The sequence below is a fragment of the Alicycliphilus denitrificans K601 genome, assembly GCF_000204645.1.
GTDB lineage: Bacteria > Pseudomonadota > Gammaproteobacteria > Burkholderiales > Burkholderiaceae_C > Alicycliphilus > Alicycliphilus denitrificans.
In genome coordinates this window covers 48,449-60,577 of the sequence record NC_015423.1, presented here as the reverse complement: position 1 = coordinate 60,577, position 12,129 = coordinate 48,449, and the positions used below count along the sequence as shown (strand labels likewise).

12 protein-coding genes are annotated in these 12,129 nt (G+C 62.8%); 2 read left to right on the top strand and 10 right to left on the bottom strand.

The window, feature by feature from the left end; translation table 11 throughout:
* Together ALIDE2_RS23890 and ALIDE2_RS23885 are read left to right on the top strand one after the other, a co-directional pair.
* A complete protein-coding gene (locus ALIDE2_RS23890) occupies positions 1–3,168 on the top strand; it encodes an efflux RND transporter permease subunit (RefSeq protein WP_013723330.1) in 3,168 nt (1,055 codons plus the stop codon).
* Between the two features lie 64 nt (positions 3,169–3,232).
* Positions 3,233–4,762 carry an efflux transporter outer membrane subunit gene (locus ALIDE2_RS23885; protein ID WP_013723329.1) on the top strand — a complete coding sequence of 510 codons (1,530 nt, stop codon included), beginning with the start codon at positions 3,233–3,235 and terminating at the stop codon, positions 4,760–4,762.
* Between the two features lie 140 nt (positions 4,763–4,902).
* On the opposite strand, the gene ALIDE2_RS23880 is transcribed toward ALIDE2_RS23885, so the two are convergent.
* The 10 genes from ALIDE2_RS23880 to ALIDE2_RS23840 all read right to left on the bottom strand — a co-directional run bounded on the left by ALIDE2_RS23880 (position 4,903) and on the right by ALIDE2_RS23840 (position 12,093).
* Positions 4,903–5,520 (bottom strand): phospholipase D family nuclease, encoded by a 618-nt coding sequence (locus ALIDE2_RS23880; protein ID WP_013723328.1) that lies wholly within the window; start codon positions 5,518–5,520, stop codon positions 4,903–4,905.
* A gap of 22 nt (positions 5,521–5,542) precedes the next feature.
* Positions 5,543–6,457: a DNA cytosine methyltransferase gene (locus ALIDE2_RS23875; protein ID WP_009242154.1), complete on the bottom strand. Its 915-nt coding sequence runs from the start codon at positions 6,455–6,457 to the stop codon at positions 5,543–5,545.
* Between the two features lie 3 nt (positions 6,458–6,460).
* Entirely contained in the window at positions 6,461–6,682 is a 222-nt protein-coding gene (locus ALIDE2_RS23870) for a hypothetical protein (protein ID WP_004637279.1), read from the bottom strand.
* A 210-nt stretch (positions 6,683–6,892) separates the two neighbouring features.
* Positions 6,893–7,393, bottom strand: coding sequence for a hypothetical protein (locus tag ALIDE2_RS23865; RefSeq protein WP_013723327.1), 501 nt, complete (start codon positions 7,391–7,393; stop codon positions 6,893–6,895).
* Complete coding sequence (locus ALIDE2_RS23860) at positions 7,390–8,427, bottom strand: DNA-binding protein (RefSeq protein ID WP_004637284.1); 1,038 nt, start codon at positions 8,425–8,427, stop codon at positions 7,390–7,392. Before ALIDE2_RS23860 ends, ALIDE2_RS23865 begins: the two co-directional genes overlap by 4 nt.
* Positions 8,394–9,074 carry a hypothetical protein gene (locus ALIDE2_RS25130; RefSeq protein ID WP_148262999.1) on the bottom strand — a complete coding sequence of 227 codons (681 nt, stop codon included), beginning with the start codon at positions 9,072–9,074 and terminating at the stop codon, positions 8,394–8,396. The genes ALIDE2_RS23860 and ALIDE2_RS25130 overlap by 34 nt, the downstream gene beginning before the upstream one ends.
* A gap of 857 nt (positions 9,075–9,931) precedes the next feature.
* Complete coding sequence (locus tag ALIDE2_RS23855; protein WP_013723326.1) at positions 9,932–10,894, bottom strand: replication initiator protein A; 963 nt, start codon at positions 10,892–10,894, stop codon at positions 9,932–9,934.
* Between the two features lie 113 nt (positions 10,895–11,007).
* Positions 11,008–11,319 (bottom strand): addiction module antidote protein, encoded by a 312-nt coding sequence (locus tag ALIDE2_RS23850; RefSeq protein ID WP_004637272.1) that lies wholly within the window; start codon positions 11,317–11,319, stop codon positions 11,008–11,010.
* Positions 11,316–11,639, bottom strand: a complete 324-nt coding sequence (locus ALIDE2_RS23845) for a type II toxin-antitoxin system RelE/ParE family toxin (protein WP_004637274.1) — start codon at positions 11,637–11,639, stop codon at positions 11,316–11,318. Before ALIDE2_RS23845 ends, ALIDE2_RS23850 begins: the two co-directional genes overlap by 4 nt.
* Positions 11,640–11,712: 73 nt before the next feature.
* Positions 11,713–12,093 (bottom strand): TrfB-related DNA-binding protein, encoded by a 381-nt coding sequence (locus tag ALIDE2_RS23840; protein ID WP_004637276.1) that lies wholly within the window; start codon positions 12,091–12,093, stop codon positions 11,713–11,715.
* Positions 12,094–12,129: the final 36 nt, after the last annotated feature.

The window sequence follows — 12,129 nt, the reverse complement described above, 5'->3', positions numbered from 1 at the left end:
ATGAACTTTGCCCGCTTTTTCGTGGACAGGCCGATTTTTGCGGCCGTGCTGTCCATCATCATTTTCGTGGTTGGGTTGATCGCGATCCCGCTCTTGCCCGTCAGCGAGTACCCGGAAGTCGTGCCACCCAGCGTACAGGTTCGCGCCACGTATCCTGGCGCAAATCCGCGCGAAATCGCCGACACGGTAGCCGCACCACTGGAGGCATCCATCACCGGCGTGGAAAACATGCTCTACATGAAGTCCGTGGCCGGTAGTGATGGCGTGTTGGTGCTGACCGTCACCTTCCGTCCTGGCACCGATCCCGACGACGCCCAGGTCAAGGTACAGAACCGTGTCGCCCAGGCAGAGCCGCGTCTTCCCGAAGCGGTGCGCCAGCAAGGTGTGGTGACCGTCAAACAGTCCCACAACGAAACGCTGGTCGTGCAGTTGCGCTCGCCGGGCGATCGCTATGACGCGCTGTACCTGCGCAACTATGCCGTGCTCCATGTACGCGACGAGTTGGCACGCATCCAGGGGGTGGGCGATGCCAAGATCTACGGCTCTGGCGACTACGCCATGCGCTTATGGCTGGACCCCGACAAAATTGCGGCGCTGGGTATGACCGCCGGCGATGTGGTCGAAGCCGTGCGCGAACAGAACGTCCAGGTCTCGGCCGGTCAACTAGGTGCGCCGCCCAACCCCTCGGGAAGCGACTTCCTCCTGTCCATCAATGCGCAGGGCCGGCTGGTGACGGAAGAAGAGTTCGGCGACGTCATCGTCAAGACCGGATCGCAGGGTCAGGTCACCCGGCTGCGAGATGTGGCGCGCGTGGAAATGGACGCATCCAGCTACTCGCTGATGTCGTTGCTCAACAACAAGCCTGCTGTCGCGATCTCTGTCCTTGAAGCCCCGGGCGCCAATGCCATCGAAATCTCGGATCAAGTCCGCGCGAAGATGGACGAGTTGGCCAAGCGCTTTCCCGAGGGAGTGGAATGGTCGGTGGAGTATGACTCAACTGTCTTCGTGCGTCAGTCGATCAAGGCGGTCGTCAACACTCTGCTGGAAGCCATCGGACTGGTGGTGCTGGTGGTGATCTTGTTCCTTCAGACTTGGCGTGCCTCCATCATCCCACTGCTAGCCGTGCCGGTGTCGGTGGTAGGCACCTTCGCCGTGCTGCTGATGCTGGGCTTTTCCATCAATACGCTCACGCTTTTTGGACTCGTGCTTGCCATCGGGATCGTGGTGGACGACGCGATCGTGGTGGTGGAAAACGTCGAGCGCAACATCGCCGAAGGGCTGGCGCCGCTGGCTGCGGCCCATCAGGCCATGCGCGAAGTCAGTGGCCCCATCGTCGCCATCTCGCTGGTGCTGTGCTCGGTATTCGTGCCTATGGCATTCCTGTCCGGCGTGACAGGGCAGTTCTACAAACAGTTCGCCGTCACCATTGCGATCTCCACGGTAATTTCGGCCATCAACTCGCTGACGCTGTCGCCTGCGCTGGCCGCGCGCCTGCTTCGCCCGCATGGTGCCGCGCCAGACCTGCCCACGCGGGTGCTGGATCGCAGTCTGGGCTGGATATTCCGGCCGTTCAACCGTTTCTTCCTGCGCAGCGCGGATGGCTATGGAAACAGCGTGTCGCGCATCCTCGGGCGGCGTGGTGCGGTGTTTCTCGTCTACATCGCGCTACTGGTGGCGACGGGAGCTGTGTTCAAGGCCGTCCCTGGCGGATTCATCCCCATGCAGGACAAGCTGTATCTCATCGGTGTCATCCAGCTACCCGAGGGTGCATCCCTGGAGCGCACGGAAGCGCTGGTCCGCCGTGTGAGCGACATCGCGCTCAAGACCGATGGCGTCTACAACGCCGTGCAGTTCCCGGGCATGAACGCCTTGCAGTCGACCAACACGTCCAATAGCGGCCTAGTGTATTTCGTACTCAAGCCCATCAATGAGCGCAAGCACACTGCAACCGAGATTGCGGAACAGTTGAACGAGCGCTTCGCTCAGGAGCAGGACGGTCTGGCCTTTGCCATCATGCCGCCCCCTGTCATGGGGCTGGGCGCGGGTTCCGGGTTCTCTCTTTACGTGCAGGATCGCAACCGTGAGGGCTATGCCGCATTGCAGACGGCGACCACCGAGCTGGCGACGGCCATCTCGCAAGAACCGGGATTCCAATATCCGATCAGTTCCTATCAGGCCAATGTGCCGCAGCTTGACGCCGTAGTGGACCGCACCAAGGCGAAGGCACAGGGCGTGGCCGTGACCGATCTTTTCGATACGCTGCAAGTGTACCTGGGTTCGGCGTATGTCAACGACTTCACGCGCTTTGGCCGCACCTTCCGGGTGATGGCTCAGGCGGACGCACCGTTCCGCAGTTCTGTCGAGGACGTGGTCAAACTGCGCACCCGCAACGCCAATGGCGACATGGTGCCCATCGGCAGCATGGTGGACGTGCGCAAGACATTCGGCCCCGATCCCGTCATCCGCTTCAACGGCTATCCATCTGCCGACCTGATTGGTGAGTCAGATCCGCGTCTGGTGTCGTCATCGCAGGCATTGCAGCAAGTGCAATCCATTGCAGACAAGGTGCTGCCGCCAGGCATGCAACTGGAGTGGACCGACCTCAGCTACCAGCAGGTCACGCAAAGCAATACCGCGCTGGTGGTGTTCCCGCTGGCGGTACTGTTGGTCTTCCTGGTGCTGGCGGCACTGTACGAAAGCTGGACGTTGCCGCTGGCCGTCATCCTGATCGTGCCCATGAGCCTGTTGTCGGCCATGACGGGCGTGTGGCTCGCGGGTGGTGACAGCAACATTTTCGTGCAGATTGGCTTGATAGTGCTGATTGGTCTGGCCTCCAAGAATGCCATTCTGATCGTGGAGTTCGCCCGTGAACTTGAGCGCAAGGGGCACAGCATCCTCGATGCCGCGCTGGAGGCATCACGCCTTCGTCTGCGCCCGATCATCATGACTTCCATCGCCTTCATCGCTGGCGTGGTGCCGCTGATGGTCGGTTCCGGCGCAGGCGCGGAGATTCGCCAGGTTATGGGAGTGACTGTGTTCGCCGGCATGCTCGGCGTGACCTTGTTCGGTTTATTCCTGACTCCTGTTTTCTACGTCGCGTTACGCAGGCTCGCGACGCGCAAGCCACGTCGCCAGGCAAATGTCGCCATGGAGGCCACCCATGACTGACTCCACAAGGACTGATTCCGTCATGCTTCAAACGCCATCCCGCATCCGACCATGCCTACGTCGGATGCCACATCTGGTACTGCTCCCTTTGGTGGCGTTGACGCTGGCAGCTTGCGCAGTAGGGCCGAATTACAAGGCACCTGCCGCGCCCCAGGCAGTGACGTATGCCCGCCAAGACCCCGTTGCCGTGTCCCAGCTTGTACCGGAGGCCGATGCGCAATTCTGGCGGGAACTGGATGACCCGGTGCTGCACTCTTTGGTGGAGAATGCTCTTCACGCCAATCACGACATCCGCATAGCACTGTCGCGCTACGAGCAAGCCAGCGCACTGTCGCGCGAACGTCGCCAAGACTACTATCCGACGCTGGGCGCGTCCGGTGAAATCAGTACCCAGCGCGCCAGTGCTGCACAAGCACCGGATGCGTCCCGCTCCGACCGGGATAACGATCTGCATTCGGCTGGCCTATCCGTGATCTGGGAATTGGACTTCTTTGGCCGAGTGCGGCGCAGCGTGGAATCGCAGCGCGCCGAGACCGAGGCCAGCGCAGCCGACCTGGCGGGCGTACAAGTGGCTATGGTGGCCGAGTTGACCGACGCCTATTTCCGCTTGCGCGGCTTGCAAGTGCAATTACAGGTCGCGCGGGACAACGAAATCAACCAAGCCGATACGCTGCGGCTGATCGAGGTCTTGTTCGAGAACGGCCGGGGCACGTCGTTCGATGCCGACCGCGCCCGCACGCAATTGGCGCTGACACGCTCGCGCATTCCGCCGCTTGAAGCTGAGGCTGCTGTGGCCGCCCACCGCATTGCCGTGCTCACTGGCCGCACGCCTGCGGCGATGGCCGAAGTGCTGGATCACCCCGCAGCCTTGCCTGAGCTGCCCGCCCAGATCAACGCCGGTGCACCGGGCGATCTACTGCGTCGCCGTCCCGATGTGGCTGCGGCAGAACGTAGGCTGGCTGCGGCCACTGCGCGTATCGGCGTAGCCATGGCAGACCTGTTCCCTCGCTTTACGTTGGGAGGGCTGATCGGCACGCAGGCGTTGGGCTTTGGTTCGTTGTTCGAGCGTGATAGTGAAACGCGAATGATCTCGCTCGGTGTGGGTGGTTCCTTCCTAGACGTGGGCCGGGTGCGGTCGCGCATCGCGGCGGCCAATTCAGCCACTGCCGAAAACTTGGCGGTATACGAGCGCACGGTGCTGCGCGCCATGGAAGAAACCGAGAACGCGCTGGTACGCCTATCGCGCGCGCAGACCGAGTACGCCATGCTGGTACAGGCGACCGAGGCCAGCCGCCGGGCAGCCAAGACGGCTCGCCTGCAATTTGAGGGCGGCGCCATCCATGTTTTGGATGTGCTGAAGGCCGAACGTTCACGCTTGGAGTCCGAAGACTTGCTGGCACAAAGCGCCACCCGCAGGGCGACGGCGTTGGTGGCGGTCTACAAGACGCTGGCCGGCGGCTGGTCACACGCCTTGCCCGGACCGCAGGGCGAGGCAGTCGCGCAGCGCCACAAAAGCGGCGACAGGCCTGAACTGGATGAACTCGGTGAGATGAGCGGCTACAACGCTGCGACTCTCAAACGGCCTTTGTACTGACAACAGGAGGCGAAATGGAGATTCGACACTTACGCTGCTTTCTCGCTGTCGCCGAAGAACTACCCTGGAATTCCTGGGGGACGGCGTGCGGGGCGTCAATGAGGAAAAAATCGACGGTCATGATGTTCTCCGAGTTCCTGTTAATACCGGGCACGGAAAGGCTCGGATTGCCGCCAGTTGCGATCAAAATGGGCCAGATATGCCTTGGCCAGCGCCGGATTATTCCAGTTCACCAGGACATTCTCCGAATTCACGCGCGCGGCCGCGTCGGAGTAGTTGAAGCTCCCCAGCTCGACAGTCTGGCGATCCACGATCAGCACCTTGTCATGGTGGATCGGGTAAGCGGAAATTACGCGCACGTCGCAGCCAGCTTCAGCCAGCGCCGAAAGGGCCGCCCGGCCCTTTCCGCTCCGGTCGTCGGTGACGTTGTTCTTGTAGTCGGCCACCAGGGAAACGGCCACCCCGCGCTTGGCCGCGCGCAGCAGCGCGGCCACCACGCGCGGGCTGGTGAAGCTGTAGGACAGTGCCTTGATGTCTGTCTTCGCGGAGTCGATGACGCGAAGCACCAGGGCCTCGGCCCCGCCTTTGGGAGAAAAGCCCACCTCGATGGAGCCGGCCGCAGGCACGGATACGGGCGCGGCTGTCTCGATGGCATCGGCCAGCTCGCGCAGCACGCCGGGCTTGTAGGCGGAAGCGGAGCCGGCCCAGCTCAAGGCGAGGCCGGCGAGGATCACAGGAAGGAAGCGAGAGGGTTTCATGGGGTAGCTCCAGGAAGTTCGATCAAGCCGCAAGGCGCAGCTCGTTGAGGAAGTCAGCGGCCACCACGGGGCAGACGGCATTGCCCAGCAGGTGCATGGCATCGCGGTGGACGTTGGGGAGGACGTAGGACGGCGGAAAGCTCATAGCGTCCCGTGCCTCGGGCACGGCAAGCATTCGCATCCGGTCGCCCTCGATCACGGCCCAGCGGTCGCGGGTCGTGATGGTGCCGACAGGCCGGTGGATGCTGCGGCCAGTGAGGCCGCTCCCGCTGGAGTAGTACGGGATCAAGAAGCGGTCGCCGTGCGCAGCACGGCCCGCCGCGATCTGGCGCAGCGTCTTTTCGCTGCGCCTGGGCGTGGCGATCGGACTCCACGGGTGGGCATCCCACTGGATCACGTCGGCAATGGGTCGGTGCTCGCGGCGCGGCAGGCTCAAACGCAGCGGCCGCCGCGAGCGTGTGCAGACCAGGAACAGGCGTTGCCGGTTCTGCGGCACGCCATGATCGGCCGCATCGACCAGATGCGGCGAAACGGCGTAGCCCAGCCGGCGCAGCGCATCGCGCCAAGCCGGATAAAGCACCCACTTCTCGAAGTCCGGCACGTTCTCGACCAGGATCACCGGGCTGCGGTGATATTCCGCGCAAGCCACCACGGCCCAAGCCGTGCTGCGCAGCGCGTCATGGTGCGGCCGTTCGCGGCCTCTTGCCCTCGAATGCCCTTGGCAGGCTGGCGAAGCCAGCACAACATCATGCGCGGGCACCGCGCGCCAGTCGGCTTGCTGAAGGTCTTGGCACTCGTGCCAAGTGTCCGGGTGGTTGGTCTGGTGGTACTGAACAGCGAGCGGCCAATGGTTTGCGGCCCACACGACGCGCGCGCCGGCAAGGCGCGCGCCCTCGGTGAAGCCACCGGCCCCCGCAAAGAGGTCGATGCAGCGCATGGGTCAGAATTCCGTGGTCAGGGTGCCATCGGGGAGGCGCTTCATCAGGTCGAAGCCGTTATCCGTCCCGCCGCAGCTCTCCAGCTCCTTCAGCGCCGCCTTGAAAGTGTGGTGGTCGCTCCACACGTCTTCGGCATCGGTGCCGGCGTTCTCAACGATCACCCATTGCGGGTAATCCGTGGCTTGGGCGGTGGTGTTGGCCTGGGCGACGTGGGCGGTCTGCATGGTCGTTTTCCTTATGCGGAAGGGTTGAAGATGGTCTAAGCGGCTGGGGTCTGGTCTGCTCACCGTCACCCCTGCCGGGGCATCGCCTCATCACTGAAGCAATGCCTATATTCTACCCGTCAAACTATTGACCGTCAATAGATATTGGCGTTTATTTGCTTTCATTGTGAAAGCAAATAACACGCAAGCGCGGACTTTCGCGCGCGAAAGTCACCGCAGGGCGAAGCCAAAACGGTTGTAGAGGTAGAGGCCAGCGAGCGTCAGCGCCCCGGCCACGGCTGCACCGCCCAGGGCGTGCCACCAATCGCGGCCACTCGGCCACGTCGCCAGCAGGCATTGCACCGCCAGGAGCTTCAGGCCAAGGCTGGGCCACGCCAGAGCGGGCCAGCCAGCGGAATGCCACAGCAGGCCGGCGCTCAACGGGATGAGAAGGAACGGCGCGAGGGCCACGGGAACCGCATTCCACCAGCGCAGGCGCATGAACAGCACGCGCCCCAGCAGCAGCTCCCCGTCAGGCATCCGGCGCGGCAGGATCGACATGGAAACCGGGCGCGCACCAAACAGCCAGCCGGCCATCCAGTGCATAGCCTCATGGGCCAGCGTGCCAGGCAGCGCGGACAGGGCGTACAGCCACGTCCAGCGCCGAACGGTGCGGGTCGCCACCAGCATGACCGCGAAGCTGGCCAGATGCAGCCACGCGGAGCCGATCATGTCTTGTCAGCCTTCTTTGCGGTGAAGCCCCGGATGGTCGCCTCTTGACTGGCGACTTGACTGCGCAGCGCGTCGAGTTCCCCTGTCACCCGGCCAAGTTGGGCGGCCGCATCGCGTGCCTCTTTGCGCGCCTCGTCCAGCTCGGCCTCCATGCGCTGCTTGGAAGTCTCCAGCTTGCCGATGACCTCCACGCTGCGCTGCTTCTGGTCGTGCAATGCCTGCTGGTGAGCATCTTTCAGTCGCCCCACCTCGGCATCATGCTGGGCACGTTGAGCAGCCGCCCCTTCGGCGTGCTCTTTCCGCGCCGCCGCCAGCTCGGCCGCTCCTTGATCCTGCACTCGCGCAAGTTCACCGCGAACTTGGGCCAGCTCGCGCTCCAAGTCTGCCGCTTGCTGGGAGAGTCGGGCCACGTCCGCGCGCTGGGTGGAAAGCTCGGCTTCCACCGTCCGGCGCGCAGCCTCCGCTTCATCACGCCGCGCACGCTCGGCCTTCAGGTCGTCATGCACCTCATTGGCCCGCTTCTCCAGCTCTGCCGCCCGTGCTTCACCAGCCGCAGCCCGTTCGGTTTGCGCAGCCACGTCGACTTGAAGGCTGGCGAGTTGGTCGGTCAGCTCGGCGGCTTGCCGGCGTGCTTCATCGCGCTCGTCCTCTCGCTTCTCGGCCAGGGCCAGCGCCTCCGCTGTCTCGGCTTCGAGTTCCTGACGCACCCGCTCCAGGGATTCACGCTCGGAGGCCAAGCGGCCATTGGCAAGCTCTAGGGCCACGCCCCACATGTCCGAAGCCCAGCCCTGCACCTTGTCGAGCACAACCTGGGGCGCGGCCTCGCGTACCGGCTCGGCCGACTCGGCAGCCTTGCGGCGGGCCTTCCAGGCGCGCAGCACCGGGCCGATGGTGGCGTAGCTGCCGCCCTTCGTGCTCGTCCACTTCGCCAGCAGTTCGCGCACCGTCTCGTTCGTCGGGCGCATCCCCTCTGCCGCCAGTTGTTCGGCGGCTTTACAGATCAGTTCTTCCGTGATGATCGCTTCGCTTGCCATGACAGGCTCCTTTCGGTTGATTGTGTTGTTTGTTGTTGTATGTTGTATTTTACAGCAAACAACAACAAACGCAACAGGCGAAGTGCCGGTCGGGATCGGCCGCCGTCGCCCTTGCCTTCGGCGTGCCGGCGTCGAGCTGGTGGTGGAAGCAGGTCGGTGGCCACCTCGGCGGCCGTCCTTCTGGAAAAGCCCCCGATAGACGAATCGGGCGCGTCGGCCCGAGCCTCGAATGGCTCCAGGCCGGGAAAAATGGGCAAGTTAGCCAGGATCAGGCCGATTTCATGCGTGCTGGCACTCGAATTCGACCGCCAAGCCCCGGAAACAGAGCCTTCGCGGGCAGTGATTCGTCTATCGTGTTCACTTTCGCCGGCAGGCATCCGGCTCGCATCGAGGCGGCCGCCGTAGGGCAGTGGCTGGCCAGCGGTTCGCATGAGCTGTTCAGCAAAAAAATCGACCGCACAGAACGCGCTACAAGCGATTTTTCCGGGTGTCCGAGGGGTCAGGGCTGGCCAATGGTCAGAAAACGCCGTAGCGGGCCTCCTGCGCGGCCATTTCAGCCCTTTTAAGCCGTCATGCCCATCGCGGAAGGCTTCGCCCCTCCCTTTTGAAGACTTTTTGACGGTTGTGTAGCAGGGACGGTCTTCCACGGCGCGCAGCGCGCCCGGTTGAGCGGCCGGCGCGGCCGTAGGACGCGGCGGGCGTGATTTATCCGGTGTCTTAGCGCCCGTAGGGTGCCCCGCTTGCGGGGCAGGTCAGGACGGCCGCTTGCGGACGGCCTGAGCCGCTTAGACCGTGGTTGCAGGGCGGTGGAGCACCCCCGCCCGGCGCAGCCGGGCTTTGTAAGCACTCGCGCCAAGGGCGCGCACGACTTGGGGTGAGGCCGAAGGCCGAGGGGCAAAGCCCCTGGGGGGATGGGAGGACGGCGAAGCCGGCCGGGAGGGTTCGAGAAGGGGGGGCACCCCCCCTTCGGCGGCGTTAAAACGTTAAATAAGAAGGCGTTAAAACGCGCGCGCGTGTTACGCTGTGGATAAGCTGTCGTAAGTCCTTGTCGCGTAAGACTTTTTCTAAGTGGCATGTACGCCGATAGACGAGAAAGCTGTACGCCGATAGACGAGAAAAACGTACCGCGATAGACGAGTGTTTGTACGTCGATAGACGAAACGGCCGGTTTTTCTGTGGATAAGTAGCCAAATGTACGCCGATAGACGAGTGTTTTTGGCAGTATCGGATGCTTTCAGCGTGGCAGCAAAAAAGGCGTTTTCGGATGCTTCCGGGCTAAAAATCCAATGCTGACGCGGGTTTTTCGGTAGTTTTGTCGCACAGGGGTGTGCGGTGATAGACGAGTAAACCGTACCGCGATAGACGAATTCGCGCAGTTTGGCAAGAAGGCGAAATGTACGCCGATAGACGAGTCCGGGCCGGCGCTGGCCAGGGGGCCACGATGGGCGGTTGAGGCTCTGCCGGTGGTCAAGCTGGGGCAGTGCGGCGAGCCTCTGCATGGGCGTCAGGTCAGCTTTTTTTGCAAGAAGTAGGACACCCAGGACAGCTTGCCGGCCTTGTTGGCCTCGCATACCAGTTTGGCGTTATCGCGGGTCATGATGACCAGTTTGTTGGGCTTCACGGACTCGTCGAGGAACATCCGGTAGTCGGGCAATGGGTCGCGCTCCACGATTTCCTTGATCTCCTGCTTGAAGCGGCGCAAGGTCTGCGAGCTGCCCGTTTTCTCCAGCAGCAACGGCAAGCTGATTTCCCACCATGCCTTATCGCCGCAGTGCTTGCGGGCCAGCTCGTACAAGCGGCGTTCCAGGGCTTGGCCAAGGCTGAAGTAGTCTGGGTGTAGCGTGAGGATGTCGAAGTCCATTGCGGCCCGGTAGAGCCATTCAGAAATTGTCAGTTCCAACTCCAGCGCGCCCTTGCCGTTCTTCGTCCAGGTCGTCACGCGGTAGTCTTCGATCAAGCCGAAGCCTTCGAGCTGTTCCTTCTCGTTCGTCTTGACGTTCGTTTCAATGGTGGTGCCCTTCAAGCGCCGGCACATGTCCACCACGCGCTCGTAGGCCGCGCCTCCGGTGCTGCGGCGCGTTCCCAGCAGAAACGGGTACACGTCCACGCGGACACGGCGCGAAACCTTGATGCCAGCATCGTGCCCTCGCACGATCTGGCTGATGCAGTAGATCAGGATGTCTTTGTCGAAGACTGTAGCCGCGCCCACAGCGGACGGGATGATGCGAATGCTCCGGCCTGCACGCGAATAGACGCGGATGCGCGTGTCGCGGTTCTTTGACAGGGAGAAGATGGGGTACTCCATTGAGGACACATCATCTTTAACGGGCCAATCATGGATCGCCTCAAGCACCACAAACAGGTCAGGTTGCACGGCGCTGGCCAGGATGTTCCCACTTGCCGGCTCATCGCCTCGCCCAAGTGGAAAAAGTGTTGCGCTTTCGCTGTCTGTGTTATGATGGGACATTCATTGCTCCTTATGTGTCTCTTGCTGCCAAGCGGGTTGATCCGTTAGGGGTTGATGATGGTCTTTGAAGTGCCCGGCCTGCTCGCCGGGCATTTTCTTTTGTGCGTTCCGATTCATGCCGTGGCATGGTGCTGGCCGACTGGCTGCACCGCCAAGCGCAGGCCCAGCGCCTTGAGCACGGCAGACAGGCTGCGCAGCTCCGGGTTGCCCTGGGGCGACAGCGTGCGGTAGAGCTGGTTGGCATTCAGCTCGGTTTCTTTGGCGATAGCGCGCACGCCACCGCGCGCTTGAGCCATCTGGCGCAGCGCCACCAGTAGATCGGCCGGTTCTCCATCCAGGAGAAGCTGGTTTAGGTACTCGGCCGCAAAAGCCGGGTCTTCCTTGAACAGTTCGGCCATTGCTTCGTCGTGGCTTCGATCCTTCATGCTGACCTCCGTTGCCAGTCTTTCCAAAACCCAATCGCGCGCTCGATGTCGGCGTCCTGGGTGCCTTTGTCACCGCCGCATAGCAGTAGAACTACCACCGCGCCCGCCATCGCGTAATAGACGCGGTAGCCGGGGCCTTGGTCGATTCGCAGCTCCCACACACCTTCGCGGCAGGGCTTGTGATCGCCAAAGTTCCCCGCCTCAATGCGGCCCACGCGCCTGACCACCTGGCCTTTTGCAATCGGGTCGCGCAGCTTCTTCAGCCACTCTTGAAACGGGTCGTGCTCGTCCTCGGTGATGTAGTGCCGAACGGTGAACATGTCCATATTATCGTTTATAAACGACAAAGGCGCAAGGGAGCACCCTGCGCCTCGTCTTGGTTGATCGCGTAGGTCATGGCGCGGCCACCAATAACTTGGCGGCCTTGCGCACGGCGTTCGTGGCCTTATCCAGCGCCTCGGCGCATCTGGCCGCGTCGTCGCACCCTTTCATTGCCTCGGCCAAGGCGGCCAGCTCCAAGGCCAAGGTTTCAGGAAGATCCAGCTCCACGCGAATGGAACTCACGCCCGGCGTCGTAGTTTTCTTGTATGCCCGCTCGATAGTGGCCACGGCTCCGCTGACACGTTGCTTGCTCATACCGTACTCGGTGGCCACGTCCACTTGGGCGCGTCCATCCACCAACACGGCGCGCGCCATTTCACGGGCTTGGTCGCCCATGCGGGTGTCGGCGGCAGCGCGGTCAAAGGCTTGCGGGGTAAGGCGTTTCAGTCTCATTGGGGCCGTCCGGTGCATCAGCGCGGTTTCGCGCGC